Source organism: Sphingomonas sp. M6A6_1c (assembly GCF_053345135.1).
The window spans coordinates 41,312-57,283 of sequence record NZ_JBKEZO010000006.1; the positions used below are offsets into that span (position 1 = coordinate 41,312).

Genomic DNA, 15,972 nt, shown 5'->3' on the forward strand with positions numbered 1-15,972 from the left:
AGGCCGCGCCCCGGTCTGTCAACCGCGCGTGGCGTGCGCCGGGCCGATTGCGCGACGGGTTATGCCGGCTTGCCGCTCGTCACGGCCGCGCCTACGTCGCTCGCCATGTCCGACACTCCCAGTGCGGTCGATCGCATCGATGCCGCGATCGCCCGAATCGAATCCGCCATCGACGCTCGCGCCAGGGCCGGCGACGCGCTCGCCCGGCGTCATGCCGCGCTCAAGGCCCGGATGGCCGAGGCGGTGAGCGCGCTCGACGACGTCATCGCGCGCGGTTCGGCATCCTGATGGCGAATGTCACGCTGACGATCGGCTCCCGGCCGTTCACCGTCGCCTGCCGCGACGGCGAGGAAGCCCGGCTGCAACAGCTCGGCCGGATGCTCGACGAGCGCTGGCCCGCCGGCCTGCGCGCCGCCGCGAACATCCCCGGCGAGCGGGCGATGCTGTTCGTCGCGCTGATGCTGGCGGACGACCTCGACGAGATCCGGCAGCGCCCGCCCGAGGGCGCGGCGGTGAGCGAACCCGCGCTGGCGCGGATCGCCGACCGGCTGGAGGCGCTCGCCAACGCGCTGGAGCGCGATCCGGCGGGGTGAGGCGGGATACGTGGCCGCACCCATTGCCACCACCCCCGCGACGCACTAAGTCATGCCGTGGCGGGTTCTGCCCGGTACGAGCCTTACTTTATCCCTGAGGCTATTCATCATCCAAGGGGGCTGTCCCTGCTAGGACCCTGGTCCGAAGTATATGGTCCCCACCTGACGTTAACAGGCGTCGGCGGATACTTTGGCACACGGCCACGGCGGTCCCGCCACCCGCCCCTTCCCTCCTGCCCCGCGAACCGAGGCGATGACCGACAAGCTCGCCCTCCGCGCCCGCCTGCGGGCTGCCCGCGACGGCTTCGCGCGCGACCGGGCGATCGCGGTGCCGGACGCGTTCCGCGCGCGGCTGGCCGGCGCGCGCATCGTCGCCAGCTATCTGCCATTGGGCAGCGAGGCGGACCCCGCCCCGCTCGCCACCGCCGCGCGCGACGCCGGCTGCCGGCTCGTCCTGCCCCATGTCACCGGCCGTGACGCGCCGATGCGCTTTCTCGACTGGGACGACGGCACGCCGCTCGTCGCCGGACCCTACGGCCTGTTGCAGCCCCCCGCGGATGCCGCCGCGCTGCGGCCCGACATCGTGCTGACGCCGCTGCTCGGGTTCGACCGCGCCGGTCGCCGCCTGGGCCAGGGGGCGGGCTATTACGACCGCGCCTTCGCTTCGCTGCCCGACGCATGGCGCGTCGGCGTCGCCTGGTCGGTACAGCAGGTCGATGCCTGCCCCGCCGACCCGTGGGACGTGCCGCTGCACGCCATCGCTACCGAATCGGATTGGATCGTCCCATGACCCCCAGTTGGCGCAAACCCGCGGGCGTGCTGCTCATCCTCGTGCTGATCGGGCTGTGGTGCGCGATCATCGTCAGCGCGGCGGGGATCGTCGGCGGCTGGCCGTGGTGGCTGCAACTGCCCTTCTATCTCGTCACCGGCATCGTGTGGATCATGCCGATGCGGCCGCTGCTGCTCTGGATGGAAACCGGGCGCTGGCGATAGGGCGCTGGCCTTGGGATCGGGGGGGGCGGCATCCGTGAACCGGATGGCGCGAGTGACGGGGCTCGAACCCGCGACCTCCGGCGTGACAGGCCGGCGCTCTAACCAACTGAGCTACACCCGCGTGATACGCGGTCGGAGCAGATCGTCCGCCCGACCGGCGACGCGACATACTCCCGCATGTTCCGAAGACTTTCCCGTTCCCGAGGAGGGAATGGCGCGAGTGACGGGGCTCGAACCCGCGACCTCCGGCGTGACAGGCCGGCGCTCTAACCAACTGAGCTACACCCGCTGAAAGCGTTGAGGCGCGCCAACTAGGCGAGCGATCGGGGGGTGTCAATTGCCTATTCGCGCGCCGCGTCGCTGTCGTCCTCGTTGCGCTTCCGCCGGGCGCGCTCCTGCTGCACCAGCGTGCCGTGTTCGAACAGGAAGCCGGCGATGTCGGGCTTGCCCGCCGCGCCGAGCACGGTCTGGATGATGATCAGCAGCGGCACCGCGAGCAGCGCCCCCGCCGTCCCCCACACCCAGCCCCAGAAGCTGATCGAGACGAGGATCATCAGCGGGCTGATCGTCAGCCGGTGGCCGACGATCAGCGGCGTGATCGCATTGGCTTCGAGGAAATGGCAGCCGATCATCACCGCCGGCGGCAGCATCGCCACCCAGATGTCGGTGAAGGTCATCATCCCGCCGATCGCGAGCAGGAAGGCGGCGATGATCGGCCCGAAATAGGGGATGTAGTTGAGCAATGCGACGATCCCGCCCCACATCAACGGCGAGGGCATGCCGATGAAATAGAGCGCGCCGGCGACGACGCCGCCGAGCGTCAGGTTGATCAGCGTGATCGTGCCGAGATAGGCCGAGACGTCGTCGACGACGTCCTGGATCACCCGCGCGGTCGCCATCGCGCCGTCGAAGCTGGTGCGGCCGGTGATCGTCTTCTTGCGCATGCCGGTCCAGCCGGACAGGAAGAAGAAGACGATCAGGATGCCGAAGAAGAACTGGACGATCACCGTCGGCGCCGAGGTGGCGGCGAGTTCGAGGATCGAGCTGGGCGGCGCCACCGCGGCGGTCTGCGGCTGGCGCACCGGCGTGGAGGCGATCTGCCGGAACATCTTGTTCACCGACTTCTCCAGCGTCGAATAAAGGTCGAGCAACGGCGACAGATTGTGCTGGATGCGGCTGATCCGGCTGGGCAGCAGCTGGAAGAAGTCGGTCGCGGGCACGACGATCGCGGCGATCACGACGTTGACGATGATGAGGAAGACGAGGACGCAGAACAGCGCCGCGATCGCCGACGGGATGCGCCGCCGTTCGAGCCATTCGAGCACCGGCACCAGCGCGATCGCGATGACCAATGCGATGGTCAGCGGCATGAAGAATTCGGCGCCCGATTTCAGCGCGAACGGAATGCCGAGCGTCAGGCCGATGCCGGCGATCAGCGTCAGCGCGGCGAGCAGCCGGTCGCGACGCTGCGCGATCCGCCCGATCTCGCTCCGCGAATTCGGCATCAGGGGCGCGCCGAGTGCCACCTGTTCCTCGGGCGTGATCGGACTCGGAACGGGATTGGAAGCGTCGGCCATCCGACTGCTCTAGCGCATTTTCGGTCGCCGCCATCCTGCTTCTTGCGCGCCGTCAGGCAGCGGCAGCCACCCGGTCGGCGAACAGGTCCTTGAGCGTCGTCTTGAGGATCTTGCCGTTGGCATTGCGCGGCAGCGGCTCGGGCAGGAAGCGGATCGCGACCGGCACCTTGAACCCGGCGAGCCGGTCGCGGACGAAGGCCTGCAACTCCGCCTCGCTCGCGGTGCAGCCGGGGCACAGGTGGACGATCGCTGCGGGCTCCTCGCCGAGCGTGCGGTGCGGGATGCCGACCAGCGCGGCGTCGGTGACCGAGGGATGCGCGTAGAGGACGTTCTCGACCTCGATCGAATAGATGTTCTCGCCGCCCCTGATGATGATGTCCTTGGCGCGGTCGGCGATGAACAGGAACCCCTCCGGATCGATGCGGGCGATGTCGCCCGTGCGCACCCAGCCGTCGACGAAGGTCGCGGCGCTCTCGTCGGGGCGGTTCCAATAGCCCTTCACCACCATCGGCCCGCGCGCCCACAGTTCGCCCAACGTGTCCGGCGGCAGGACGGTGACGCCGTCCTCGGCGCGAACCTCGATATCGGCCGCGGCGACCGGCGCGCCGGCGCTGTCCGGGCGGGCGAGATAGTCCTCGCCGCTCAGCGAGGTCACCGTCGCGGTCGTCTCGGTCATGCCCCAGCCGTTGCCGGGCAGCGCGCCGAATTCGGCATGGATGCGGCGGACCAGCTCGGGCGCCGAGGGCGCGCCGCCGTAGGCGATCGAATCGAGCGACGACAGGTCGTAGCGGGCACGGTCGGGGTGTTCGAGCAATTGCCACGCGATCGTCGGCACGCCGCCGGTCATGTTGACCTTCTCGCGCTCGATGATCTCCAGCGCGCGGATCGTGTCCCATTTGCGCAGCAGCACCATCGCCGATCCGCTCGCGATCGTCCCCATCATCCCCGCCGAACAGCCGGTGACGTGGAACAGCGGGATCACGGTCAGCGAGACCCGCGGCGTCGGTTCGGGCGGCGTCTCGCCGCGGCGCAGGCAGGCGCGCGCCGCGGCATAGCCGCTCGACATCACGTTGGTCATGAAGTTGCGATGGGTGCCGATCGCCCCCTTGGGCGCGCCGGTGGTGCCGCTGGTGTAGAAGATCGTCGCCTCGTCGTCGGGCGCGAGCGCGGCGGCGGCGGGCAGGTCGGCGTCGGGCAGCATCGCCCAGTCGTGCGGCGTGCCGATCAGCGTCTCCAGCCCGATCGCGGCACCGAGCGGCGTCGTCGCGCGGGCGACGATGACATGGTGCAGCCCCGGCAGGTCGCCGTACAGCGCCGCGAGCCGGGCATGGCGCTCGCCGTCGACGATCAGCACGCACGCGCCGGAATCGCGCAGGCCATAGGTCAGCTCGGCGCCCGTCCACCACGCGTTGAGCGGCACGACGATCGCGCCGATCGATGCCGCCGCGAAGAAGGCGACGGGCCATTCGGGCAGGTTGCGCATCGCCAGCGCGACGCGGTCGCCGCGGCCGACGCCCAATTCGAGCAGTCGGGCCGCCAGCGCCGCGACGGCGCGATGATTGGCGTCGTAGCTGATCCGCTCGTCCTCGTGGATCACGAACAATCGCTCGCCATGCGCGCGACTCGCCTCGATCAGATGGCGCATCGTCGGTGGCGCGTTCTTCCACACCCGCGTCGGCACGCCGCCGATCGTCACCTCCTCCATCTCGAAGCGCGCACCCGGCGCGGTGAGCAGCGCCCGCACCTGCGGCATCGCCATCGCCGGCCAGCAGGCGGGCAGCGGCACGACGGGAGCGACGAGCGGATCGTTAGCCAAGGGAGCGTCCTTTCCACGATCGCTGCCACCGGCAAGCGACCTTTGCGTTTCGATGAAAGGTTACTGTTGATTCCGGCATCGCTCAAGGCGATATGGAGTCAAAGTTAGAAACCGGGGTATGGCAGAGAGATGACAGAGACGGTCCCGCCCAGCCACGGCTTCGCACCCGAGCGGCTCGCGGCGGTCGATGCCTTTGTGAAGGCGCGCTATCTCGACACCGGGCTGCTGCCGCACGCGCAATTGCTGATCGCGCGCGACGGCGAGATCGTCCATTTCTCGCATCAGGGGCCGGCCCGCGACGGCGGCGCGCCGGTGGACGAAGGCTCGCTGTTCCGCATCGCCTCGATGACCAAGCCGATCACCTCGATCGCGTTCATGATGCTGGTCGAGGCGGGGCTGGTCGCCGTCGATACACCGGTCCATCACGTGCTTTCCGAATTCGAGGGCGTCGGTATCTATCATAGCGGCGGTGGCGGCGTGCCGTTCGCCACCCGGCCGACGAACGCGCCGATGCGGATGCTCGACCTGCTGCGCCACACCGCCGGCCTCACCTACGGATTCCAGAACCGCTCCAACATCGATGCCGCCTATCGCGCGCTGAAAATCGAGCGCTGGCATGGCGATCTCGATCTCGACGGCTTCGTTGCCGCACTGGCCAGGCTGCCGCTCGAATTCTCGCCCGGCGAGGGGTGGAATTATTCGGTCGCCACCGACGTGCTCGGCGCGGTGGTCGAACGGGTGTCGGGGCAGCGGCTCGACGAGTTTTTCGCGACGCGCATCTTCGCGCCGCTCGGCATGCACGACACCTTCTTCCAGGTGCCCGCGGACAAGATCGACCGGCTGACCGATTGCCATGCGCTCGATGCGGATGGCCAGCGCGTGATCTACGACCGCGGCGCGGCGAGTGCGTGGAGCCGGCCGCCGCGACTGCTGTCGGGCGGCGGCGGGCTGGTGTCGAGCGCGTTCGACTATCATCGTTTCTGCCGGATGTGCGAGAATGGCGGGACGCTGGACGGCGTGCGCATCGTCGGGCGCAAGACGCTCGAACTGATGACGATGAACCATCTGCCCGGCGGCCAGGACCTCGCCGGCCTGTCGCGGTCGCTGTTCAGCGAAACGCAGAATGCCGGCACCGGCTTCGGCCTGGGCTTCGCGGTGACGCAGGACGTGGCGAAGACGATGATGCCCGGTTCGCGCGGCGAATATTATTGGGGCGGCATGTTCTCGACTGCCTTCTTCATCGATCCCGTCGAGCGATTGCACATGGTGTTCATGACGCAGTTCACGCCGTCGAGCCTCTATCCGATCCGCCGCGAGCTGAAGACGATGATCTACGCCGCGCTCAACTGACGATTAGCGAAGGACCGTTCCATGACTTCACCGATCCGCACCGAACGCCATGGCGAGGTGCTCGTCATCATATCCGACAATCCGCCGGTCAACGCGCTCGGCGCCGCGGTGCGGCAGGGCCTCGAGGCGGCGATCAAGGAAGGCGTCGCCGATGCGACGGTCGAGGCGATGGTGATCCGTTGCAATGGCCGCACCTTCTTCGCCGGCGCCGATATCACCGAATTCGGCAAGCCGATGGTCGAGCCCGGCCTGCCCGCCGTGGTCGACATGATCGAGGCTTCGACCAAGCCGGTGGTCGCGGCGATCCACGGCACCGCGCTCGGCGGCGGCTGCGAGGTGGCGCTGGGCTGTCATTATCGCGTCGCGGTGCCGTCGGCGAAGATCGGTACGCCCGAGGTGAAGCTCGGCCTGCTCCCCGGCGCGGGCGGCACGCAGCGGCTGCCGCGGATCGCCGGGGTGCGCGTCGCGCTCGAACTGACCGCCAAGGGCGATCCGATGCCGGCGAAGACGGCGCAGGCGGCTGGGCTGATCGACCGGATCGTCGGTGAGGACAGTCTGGAGGCCGATGCGATCGCCTTCGCGCGCGAGGTCAAGGCCAAGCGCCCGATCCCGCGCGCGTCCGAGCGCGAGGCGAAGCCCGATCCCGAGGCGGTCGCCGCGTTCCAGAAGGAGAATGCCCGCCGCTTCCGCGGCTTCGACGCCCCCGCCGCCAATATCGCCTGCGTCGTCAAGGCGACCGAAATGCCGTTTGCCGAGGGCATCGCCTTCGAGCGGCAGGAATTCATGCGGCTGATGATGGGCAACCAGTCCGCCGCGCAGCGCCACATCTTCTTCGCCGAACGGCAGGCCGCCAGGATCGACGACGTCCCCGCCGAGACGCCGCGGCGGCCGATCAGCCGCGTCGGCGTGATCGGTGCCGGCACGATGGGCGGCGGCATCTCGATGAACTTCCTGTCGGCCGGCATTCCCGTGACGATCGTCGAAATGCAGCAGGAGGCACTCGACCGCGGTACCGCGACGATCCGCCGCAACTACGAGGCGACCGCCGCCAAGGGGCGGATGAAGCCCGAACAGGTCGAGGCGGCGATGGCCGCGCTCACCCCGACGCTCGACTTTGACGCGCTGGGCGAGTGCGATCTCATCATCGAGGCGGTCTATGAGAATATGGAGGTGAAGCAGGAGATCTTCACCCGGCTCGACGGCATCGCCAAGCCCGGCGCGATCCTCGCCTCCAACACCTCCTATCTCGATATCGACGAGATCGCCGCCTGCACGGCGCGGCCGCAGGACGTCGTCGGCATGCACTTCTTCTCGCCGGCCAACGTCATGAAGCTGCTCGAGGTCGTGCGCGGCGCCAGGACCGCGCCCGACGTGCTCGCGACGGTCATGGACCTCGCCAAGAGGATCAGGAAGGTCGCGGTGGTCGCCGGGGTCACCTATGGCTTCATCGGCAACCGCATGCTGATGCCGCGCCAGGTCGAAGCGAACAAATTGCTGCTCGAAGGCGCAACGCCGGAGCAGATCGACCGCGTCCACGTCGCATTCGGCATGCCCATGGGCCCCTTCCAAATGGCCGACTTGGCCGGCGTCGATATCGGCTGGCACCGCGATCCCGGTCGGATCGAGAATATCCGCGACGCGCTCGCCGCCGAGGGGCGCTGGGGGCAGAAGAAACAGGCGGGCTTCTACGATTACGACGAGAAGCGGAACCCCACCCCCTCGTCCCGCGTCGCCGAGATCATCGACGAATGGCGGGCGAAGACCGACACGCCGCAGCATGACGTCACCGACGAGGAGATCATCGAGCGCACGCTCTACACGATGGTCAACGAGGGCGCGCTGATCCTCGAAGAGGGGATGGCGCAGCGCGGGTCCGACATCGATGTCGTGTGGATCTACGGTTACGGCTGGCCGGTCTATCGCGGCGGGCCGATGTTCTGGGCGAAGACCGAGGGCTATGACAAGGTCGTCGCCGGACTGGAGAAGCACGGCTTCCCGGTCGCCAGGAGCCTGAAGAGCGGCAGCATCAAGTAACAGTCCGTCACCCCGGTCCTAAGCCGGGGTCCCGCCAACTCTTGCCCGCGCGAAGCGGGACCCCGCCGCAAGCCGGGGTGACGAAAAGGGAATCTCGACATGACCGACACCGACCTCGATACCTTCCGCGCCGAAACCCGCGCCTGGCTGGCGGAGAATTGCCCGCCCGAGATGCGCGAGCCGGTCCGCGCCGATACCGACGTCTGCTGGGGCGGGCGCAATTTCAAACCGTCGTCCCCGGCGCAAAAGGACTGGCTCGACCGGATGGCGGCGCGCGGCTGGACCGTACCCGACTGGCCCAAGGCCTATGGCGGCGGTGGGCTATCGGCGGCGCAGACCAAGATCCTGCGCGAGGAGATGGCGGCGATCCGCGCGCGCAATCCGCTCAATTCGTTCGGCATCTCGATGCTCGGGCCGGCACTGCTCAAATATGGCACCGAAGAGCAGAAGCTCGAGCATCTGCCCAAGATCGCCCGCGGCGAGATCCGCTGGTGCCAGGGCTATTCCGAACCCAATGCCGGCTCCGACCTCGCCGGCCTCGCCGCCAGCGCCGAGGATGCGGGCGACCATTATATCGTCAACGGCCAGAAGGTGTGGACCAGCTACGCCGACAAGGCCGACTGGATCTTCTGCCTGGTGCGGACCAGCAAGGCATCGAAACAGGGCGGGATCAGCTTCGTGCTGTTCGACATGGCCTCGCCCGGCGTGTCGACCAAGCCGATCCTGCTGATCAGCGGCTATTCGCCCTTCTGCGAGACCTTCATGGACGACGTGAAGGTGCCCAAGGCGAACCGCATCCACGACGAGAACAAGGGCTGGGACGTCGCCAAATATCTGCTCGGCCACGAGCGCGAGATGATCTCGGGGATGGGGCTGGCGACCGGCGGGCGCAATCCGTTGGTCGAGGGCGCGATCGCGACGATCGGGCTCGATCATGACGGGCGGCTCGCCGATCCGGTGCTGCGCACGCAGATCGCTTTGTTCGAGGTGCGGGCAAAGGCATTCGCGGCGATGTCCGAACGGTTCATCGACGAGCTGAAGGCGGGGCGTGCGCATCCGGCGCAGCCGAGCATGATGAAATATGTCGGCACCGAGCTGAACAAGGATCGCTACGAATTGATGATGGCCTCGGGCGGCTCGGATGCGCTGGAATGGGAAAGCGAGCGTTCGCGTACCGGCGCGATGCCGCGCGCCTGGCTGCGCACCAAGGCCAATTCGATCGAGGGCGGGACGAGCGAGATCCAGCTCAACATCATCGCCAAGCGGATCCTGGAGCTGCCCGGCGCCTGATCCCCTTGTGCTCCTGCGCAGGCAGGAGCCCAAAGCCACAGAGCGGAACGCTGGGAACCCTGGGTTCCGGCTTCCGCTGGAACACGAAAGTTTCCCGATGCCCCTCTACCTCAACGACGAACAGACGATGCTCCGCGATACCGCGAAGGACTTCATCGCCGAACACGCCCCCGTCGGGCATTTGCGGTCCTTGCGCGACGGCAACGACCCGACCGGTTTCAGCCGCGACCTGTGGAAGCAGTTCGCTGAGATGGGGCTCAACGGCGTGCTGATCCCCGAGGATCAGGGCGGCCTCGGCCTTGGCCATGTCGAGGCGGGCGTGGTGCTGGAGGAGATCGGGCGCAACCTGTCCCCCTCCCCCTTCCTCGCCACCGCGGTCGCGGCGGTCGAGGCGCTGAAGGGTTCGGCGCAGGCCGAGCGCTGGTTCCCCGGCATCGTCGCCGGCGAGACGGTGGCGGCGCTGGCTATCGACGAGGGCGCCAAGCACCGCGACCGGATCGCGATGACCGCGGAACGCTCCGGCAACGGCTTCCGCCTGACCGGCGCCAAGCAGTTCGTCACCCATGGTCATGTCGCCGATCTGCTGATCGTCGCGGCGCGCACCGCGGGATCGCCCGACGATGCCGAGGGCGTCACGCTGTTCGCGGTACCGAAGGACGCCGCCAACCTCACCGCGACGCCCGAACGGCTGGCGGATTCGAGCCTCGCCGCGCGGATCGCGTTCGAGGGCGTCGAGGTCGATGCCGATGCGGTGATCGGCGAGGTCGATGGCGGTCGCGACCCGCTCGGCCGGTTGCTGCGCGCGGGGCGGACCGGCGCGGCGGCGGAACTGCTCGGCGTCGGCGGCGGCGCGATGGACATGACCGTCGGCTATCTCAAGGAGCGCAAGCAGTTCGGCGTCGCGATCGGCAGCTTCCAGGCGTTGCAGCATCGCGCCGCGCATCTCTATGCCGAGATGGAGGTGGCGCGCGCCGCGGTGCTCAAGGCGCAGCAATTGCTCGACACCGGCGCCGAGGCGGACGCCGCGGTATCGATCGCCAAGGCGATGACCGGCATGGCGACGACGCTCAGCGTGCAGGAGGGGATCCAGATGCACGGCGGCATCGGCATGACCGACGAATATGACATCGGCTTCTACATGAAGCGCGCGCGGGTGCTCGCCGAGATGTTCGGCGACGTCGGCTTCCACGCCGACCGGCTGGCGAAAGCGGCAGGCTATTGATGGGCGAGCGCACGCCGGAAGAGCTGGCGGCGATGCTCGTCACGCTGCTCGACGTCGAGGAGATCGATACCGATCTGTACCGCGGTTCGCGCCAGCCCGGCGGGCGCGGCCGGGTGTTCGGCGGGCAGGTGATCGCGCAGGCGTTGCAGGCAGCGCAGCGCTCGGTCGCGGGCAAGGACGCGCATTCGCTCCACGCCTATTTCATGCGTCCGGGCGACGAGAACTTCCCGATCATCTTCCAGGTGATGCGCGACTTCGACGGGCGCAGCTTCGCGACGCGGCGCGTCGTGGCGGTGCAGAAGGGCCAGCCGATCCTCAACCTCGCCGCCTCGTTCCAGACGGCGGAAGAGGGGCTGCACCACCAGGATGCGATGCCCGACGTGCCGGGTCCCGAGACGCTCAAGTCGGAACGCGAGCTGCGCCTCGCGATCGCGCATCAGGTACCCGAGAAATACCGCGACTTCTTCACCCGGCGGCAGAATGCGATCGAGATGCGACCGCTCTATCCGCGCAGCTGGTTCGCGCCGGAGAAGCGCGCGCCGAACAACGCCGCCTGGTTCCGCACCGCGGCGGGGATCGGCGACGATCCGGCGGTGCATCGCGCCGCGCTCGCCTACGCGTCCGACATGGCGCTGCTCGCGACCTCGATGATGCCGCACGGCGTCAACTGGCTGATGCCCGAGATGCAGACCGCCAGCCTCGACCATGCGCTGTGGATCCACGAACCGTTCCGCGCCGACGAATGGCTGCTCTACACCACCGACAGCCCCTGGGCGGGCCACGCCCGCGGGATGAACCGGGGGAGCATCTTCACGCAGGACGGCCGGCTGGTCGCGAGCACCGCGCAGGAGGGGCTGATCCGCCGGCGGGCGGGTTAATCCGGCGCGATGTCGGCCGCGGGGGGCATGCCGGGCTGGTGAATGCGGTAGAGAACGCGCTCGATACAGCCGGTATAGCCATGCGGCGAGGGCCTGAAGGTGACGTTGCGGATCATCGCCGTGGCGGCATCGCCGAAATCGGCGGACGGCTCGGCGGCGATCACCCGGATATTGCCGGTCTGCCCCCAGGAGGCGGCGTCGAAGGCGATGATGGCCCAGCCCTCGATGCTGCGCCGGTTGTAGGCCGTGGGATAGGATAGCTGCGGCTTGCGATCATAATCGTGTTCTCTGGGACAGGTCGCATCGACGGGCCGGACGCGGTCCTCCATCGGTGCCTCGGGCATGGGGAGCGTCGCCGGCGCCTTCCAATATGGGAAAAAGCATCCCGTCCGCACGCCCCGTTCGAAGCGCGAGGCGCCGACCGCGCGCAGCGCGGCGCGGTCCAATGCGGGCGCGCCGCTGCCCGCGACGAGATGTTGACGGACCGGCTTGCCGGCGCGATCGAGATCGTAACCGACCATCGCCCAACTGCGGTAGCCGGGCTGATCGGGCAGTGCCTTGAACGGCGGGAAGGCACGCAACAGCACCTCTGGCGCCGGATCGACACAGGTCGATCCCGCCGGGCGTATCCGGTCCCACACCGCACGTGGCGGCGTCGCGCCGGGCACCAAAGTATAGGCGATCAGATCGGCTACCGGCGCGTCGGCAACCGGTTCGCCCCGCGCGCTGAACGTCACGGTGCAGCGACGGCGCTCGCGTCCCGGCGTGAACCGGCTGGCGGCAAAGGCGGGCACCACGTCCTCCGCAAACGGCACATAGCCCGGCGTGGTCCGCGTGATCGACAGTGGCCGCCCGGTCGCGTCGATCCGGAAATCGAGCGTCACGGGCCGCGATGCGGCGGCGGAGAGCCAGCCCAGCGATCGCTGCGGGTCGGGCGGGCGGACGATGCGCTCCGCCGCCACGCCGTCGTTCGCTCCCCGGCACAGCGCCGGGCTCATCACCCAGCTTATCAGCGACTGTCCCCCCGGCGGCAGGGGCAGCGGGGCCAGATCACCGGGGGCGGCGGCAGCGAGTACGAACGTCGTGGCGATTGCGAGCATGCCGGCATCCTGATCCGCTATCGTTACGGCTGCAAGTCACTCATACCGCGGTCTTTCCATACTCCTGCCGCGTCACCGGATGGCTCGACGACAGGCCGCCGTCGACCGCGATCGCCTGGCCGTTGACGTAGCTGGCGTCGTCGGAGGCGAGGAACAGCGCGACCTTGGCCAGTTCCTCCGGCTGCGCGCCGCGACGCAACGGATTGAGGCGACCGATGCGATCCGCCTTGCCCGCGTCGCGGGCATAATCGAACACCGGCTGCGTCATCCCCGTCTCGGTGAGGCCGGGGCACAGCGCGTTGACGCGGACGTTGCTGCCGGAAAGCTGCTGCGCGGCGACCGCGGCGAGGTTGATGACGCCGGCCTTGGATGCCGAATACGCCGGCGAGCCCGCGCCGGAGCGGATGCCGGCGACGCTGGCGGTGAGCACGATCGCGCCGCTTCGCCCCGTCTCTTTGGCCCGTTCGGCGATGAGGGGCGCGGCATGTTTGATCGCGAGGAAGGGACCGATCAGATTGACGCGCAGCACCTCGGTGATCAGCGCGACGTCGGTGTCGAAGAGATTGGCCATGCCGCCCGAGATGCCGGCATTGGCGAACATCACGTCGAGCCCCCCGAACGCGTCGCGGGCGAGCGCGATCGTGCGGATCACGTCGGCCTCGTCGCCCGCGTCGATGCGGATCGCATGCGCGGTGCCGCCGGCGGCGGCGATCTGCGAGGCGGTCTCGTCGGCGCCTTCGGTGCGATCGGCGACGATGACGCGGCCGCCCTCCGCGGCGAAGAGCAGGGCCGCGGCGCGACCGATGCCGCTGCCCGCGCCGGTGACGATGATCGATCGGTCGGTGAAGCGGGTCATGGCGTCAGGCTCCTGCGGCTTGCGCGAAATGCCAGCTCGCCGCGGCGAGGCGATGGACCTGCGCCGCCGATCGCTCCGCCTGCGCGCTCGACGCGGTGCCGTCGACGATCCGCTTCTTGATGCCCTGGACGATGCCGGTCAGGCGGAAGAGGTTGTAGGCGAAATACCAATTGAGGTCGGGCACGCCGTCGCGCCCGGTGCGCGCGCAATAACGCTGCACCATCTCCTCGATCGTCGGGATGCCCGTCTCCGGCCCGGTCTGCCCCTTAACGCCCGATCGCCCCTCGGGCTCGGTCACCCAGCTCATCAGGAAATAGGAGAAATCGGCGAGCGGATCGCCGAGTGTCGACAGCTCCCAGTCGAGGACTGCGACGACCCGCGGCTCGGTGGCATGGAAGATCATATTGTCGATACGATAGTCGCCGTGGACGATCGACGTGCGCGTCTGCTCGGGAACGGTGCGCGGCAGGAAGGCGATGAGGCGTTCGACCTCTGGCATCGGCTCGGTCTCGCTGGCGCGATATTGCTTCGTCCAGCGTTCGACCTGCCGCGCGAAATAATTGCCGGGCTTGCCGTAATCGCCGAGGCCGGCGGCGACGTGATCGGTCGTGTGCAGGTCGGCGAGCGTATCGACCATCGCGTTGTAGAGGCCGGTGCGCTCGGCCGGGGCGTAATCGGGCAGCGTGCCGTCCCACAGGTTGCGGCCCTCGACCAGCGCCATGACGTAGAACATCGCACCGATCACGCTCTCGTCGGTGCACAGGCCATAAGGCCTGGCGACCGGAAAGCCGGTGGGGTGGAGGCCGGCGATCAGCCGATATTCGCGGTCGACCGCATGTGCGGATGGGAGCAGCACGCCGAACGGCTTGCGGCGCAGGACGTAGGCGCCCGACGGGCTGTCGATCCGATAGGTCGGGTTGGACTGGCCGCCGGCGAATTTGGCGTAGGTCAGCGGGCCGGTGAAGCCGGCGACATTCGCCTCCATCCAGGCGGTGAGACTGGCCTCGTCGAGGCGATCCTTGCCGGCGACGGGGATGGTGTCGGATGCGATGGTCATGATGCTCGGCTCCTCGCCGCCAAGACGGTGAAGGAAATGATCCTCACCCGAAGGTGATCACGGTGCGTGTCGCGTCGCCCTTGCGGAGTTCGGCGAAGGCGTGATTGATCCGGTCGAGCGGCAGGCGCTCGGCGATGATCGTGTCGAGATCGAGCGCGCCGCGCAGGTAGAAGTCGACGAGGCGCGGGATATCGACTGGGAAACGATTGCTCCCCATCAATCCGCCCTGCAGCCGCTTGCCGGACAGCAGGTCGATCGCCGACAGGCCGACCGTCTCGCCCGGCGGCAGCATGCCGAGGATCGTCGCGGTGCCGCCGCGGCGCAGCACCTTGACCGCGGTGGCGGCGCTCTGCGGACGGCCGACCGCCTCGATCGCGTGATGGACGCCGCCGCGGGTGATCTCGATCACCTCGTCGGCCGCGGTCGGGGACGCGGCGTCGATACTATGCGTCGCGCCGAGCTTTTCGGCGAGCGCGCGCTTTTCCGCCACCGGATCGAGCGCGATGATCCGCGCGGCGCCGGCGATCTTCGCGGCATTGACCGCGGCGAGGCCGATGCCGCCGCAGCCGACGACGCACACCGTCTCGCCCGGCGTCACGTCGGTGGTGTTGAACACCGCGCCCGCGCCGGTGGTCACCGCGCAGCCGAGCAAAGCGGCACGGTCGAGCGGCATGTCGCGATCGATCGCGACACAGGCATGTTCGTGGATCAGCATCTGTTCGGCATAGGCCGACAGGTTGAGCATCTGCGCGACCGGCCGGTCGCCGAGCATCAGCCGCGGCGGCGCGCCCCTGGGGCGGCGGACGGCGGCGTCGACGCACAGCGACATGCGGCCGGTGACGCAGAATTCGCATTGGCCGCAATAGGCCGACAGGCAGGTGACGACGTGATCGCCGACCTTGACCGTGCGCACCTCGCTGCCGATCGCCTCGACCACGCCGGCGGCCTCGTGACCGGGGATGGTGGGCAGCGCGTGCGGGTAGAGGCCATCGACGAAATGCAGGTCGGAACGACAGACGCCGACCGCGGCGGTGCGGATGAGCACTTCGTGCGCCGCGGGCGCCGCGACGGTGACGTCCTCGATGCTCAGCGGCTCTTTCGGTTGGAAGAGGATGGCGGCTTTCATGGGATGTTCCTTTCGCAATCAGCGGATCGCGCGCACCCTCACCCATCGCCGGCTCCGCCGGCTCTTCCCTCTCCCGCCGG

15 protein-coding genes and 2 tRNA genes are annotated in these 15,972 nt (G+C 68.7%); 9 read left to right on the forward strand and 8 right to left on the reverse strand.

Annotated features, from left to right (window positions below; genetic code table 11):
- Window positions 1–33 precede the first annotated feature (33 nt).
- From ACLBWH_RS13560 to ACLBWH_RS13575, 4 genes are all read left to right on the forward strand, one after another.
- Complete coding sequence (locus tag ACLBWH_RS13560; RefSeq protein WP_447799463.1) at window positions 34–288, forward strand: hypothetical protein; 255 nt, start codon at window positions 34–36, stop codon at window positions 286–288.
- On the forward strand, window positions 288–593 hold the full coding sequence (locus ACLBWH_RS13565; RefSeq protein ID WP_322847786.1) for a cell division protein ZapA: 306 nt from the start codon (window positions 288–290) through the stop codon (window positions 591–593). The genes ACLBWH_RS13560 and ACLBWH_RS13565 overlap by 1 nt, the downstream gene beginning before the upstream one ends.
- Before the next feature lie 253 nt (window positions 594–846).
- Window positions 847–1,383, forward strand: coding sequence for a 5-formyltetrahydrofolate cyclo-ligase (locus tag ACLBWH_RS13570; protein ID WP_447799464.1), 537 nt, complete (start codon window positions 847–849; stop codon window positions 1,381–1,383).
- Window positions 1,380–1,586, forward strand: a complete 207-nt coding sequence (locus ACLBWH_RS13575) for a DUF2842 domain-containing protein (RefSeq protein WP_322847784.1) — start codon at window positions 1,380–1,382, stop codon at window positions 1,584–1,586. The genes ACLBWH_RS13570 and ACLBWH_RS13575 overlap by 4 nt, the downstream gene beginning before the upstream one ends.
- A 44-nt stretch (window positions 1,587–1,630) precedes the next feature.
- Here the strand turns inward: ACLBWH_RS13575 and ACLBWH_RS13580 are convergent.
- The 4 genes from ACLBWH_RS13580 to ACLBWH_RS13595 all read right to left on the reverse strand — a co-directional run bounded on the left by ACLBWH_RS13580 (window position 1,631) and on the right by ACLBWH_RS13595 (window position 4,922).
- Window positions 1,631–1,707: transfer RNA gene (locus ACLBWH_RS13580), tRNA-Asp, on the reverse strand.
- Between the two features lie 91 nt (window positions 1,708–1,798).
- Window positions 1,799–1,875, reverse strand: a tRNA-Asp gene (locus tag ACLBWH_RS13585).
- A gap of 52 nt (window positions 1,876–1,927) precedes the next feature.
- Window positions 1,928–3,163 (reverse strand): AI-2E family transporter, encoded by a 1,236-nt coding sequence (locus ACLBWH_RS13590; RefSeq protein ID WP_322847783.1) that lies wholly within the window; start codon window positions 3,161–3,163, stop codon window positions 1,928–1,930.
- Window positions 3,164–3,215: 52 nt separating this feature from the next.
- Window positions 3,216–4,922: a class I adenylate-forming enzyme family protein gene (locus ACLBWH_RS13595; RefSeq protein WP_447799742.1), complete on the reverse strand. Its 1,707-nt coding sequence runs from the start codon at window positions 4,920–4,922 to the stop codon at window positions 3,216–3,218.
- Window positions 4,923–5,108: 186 nt separating this feature from the next.
- Between ACLBWH_RS13595 and ACLBWH_RS13600 the strand changes: the two genes are divergently transcribed.
- The 5 genes from ACLBWH_RS13600 to ACLBWH_RS13620 all read left to right on the forward strand — a co-directional run bounded on the left by ACLBWH_RS13600 (window position 5,109) and on the right by ACLBWH_RS13620 (window position 11,753).
- Window positions 5,109–6,329 carry a serine hydrolase domain-containing protein gene (locus ACLBWH_RS13600; protein WP_447799465.1) on the forward strand — a complete coding sequence of 407 codons (1,221 nt, stop codon included), beginning with the start codon at window positions 5,109–5,111 and terminating at the stop codon, window positions 6,327–6,329.
- A gap of 21 nt (window positions 6,330–6,350) precedes the next feature.
- Window positions 6,351–8,363: a 3-hydroxyacyl-CoA dehydrogenase NAD-binding domain-containing protein gene (locus ACLBWH_RS13605; protein ID WP_447799466.1), complete on the forward strand. Its 2,013-nt coding sequence runs from the start codon at window positions 6,351–6,353 to the stop codon at window positions 8,361–8,363.
- A 99-nt stretch (window positions 8,364–8,462) separates the two neighbouring features.
- Entirely contained in the window at window positions 8,463–9,653 is a 1,191-nt protein-coding gene (locus ACLBWH_RS13610; protein ID WP_322847780.1) for an acyl-CoA dehydrogenase family protein, read from the forward strand.
- 97 nt (window positions 9,654–9,750) lie between these two features.
- Window positions 9,751–10,875 carry an acyl-CoA dehydrogenase family protein gene (locus ACLBWH_RS13615; RefSeq protein WP_447799467.1) on the forward strand — a complete coding sequence of 375 codons (1,125 nt, stop codon included), beginning with the start codon at window positions 9,751–9,753 and terminating at the stop codon, window positions 10,873–10,875.
- Complete coding sequence (locus tag ACLBWH_RS13620; RefSeq protein WP_322847778.1) at window positions 10,875–11,753, forward strand: acyl-CoA thioesterase; 879 nt, start codon at window positions 10,875–10,877, stop codon at window positions 11,751–11,753. Before ACLBWH_RS13615 ends, ACLBWH_RS13620 begins: the two co-directional genes overlap by 1 nt.
- Here ACLBWH_RS13620 and ACLBWH_RS13625 read toward each other — a convergent pair.
- From ACLBWH_RS13625 to ACLBWH_RS13640, 4 genes are read right to left on the reverse strand one after another with little or no spacing between them, the layout of a single operon-like run.
- Complete coding sequence (locus ACLBWH_RS13625; RefSeq protein ID WP_447799468.1) at window positions 11,750–12,853, reverse strand: energy transducer TonB; 1,104 nt, start codon at window positions 12,851–12,853, stop codon at window positions 11,750–11,752. The genes ACLBWH_RS13620 and ACLBWH_RS13625 overlap by 4 nt on opposite strands.
- A 40-nt stretch (window positions 12,854–12,893) precedes the next feature.
- Window positions 12,894–13,709 carry an SDR family NAD(P)-dependent oxidoreductase gene (locus tag ACLBWH_RS13630; protein WP_447799469.1) on the reverse strand — a complete coding sequence of 272 codons (816 nt, stop codon included), beginning with the start codon at window positions 13,707–13,709 and terminating at the stop codon, window positions 12,894–12,896.
- A 4-nt stretch (window positions 13,710–13,713) separates the two neighbouring features.
- Window positions 13,714–14,766 (reverse strand): phosphotransferase family protein, encoded by a 1,053-nt coding sequence (locus ACLBWH_RS13635; protein ID WP_447799470.1) that lies wholly within the window; start codon window positions 14,764–14,766, stop codon window positions 13,714–13,716.
- A 43-nt stretch (window positions 14,767–14,809) separates the two neighbouring features.
- Complete coding sequence (locus ACLBWH_RS13640) at window positions 14,810–15,892, reverse strand: Zn-dependent alcohol dehydrogenase (RefSeq protein WP_447799471.1); 1,083 nt, start codon at window positions 15,890–15,892, stop codon at window positions 14,810–14,812.
- Window positions 15,893–15,972 lie beyond the last annotated feature (80 nt).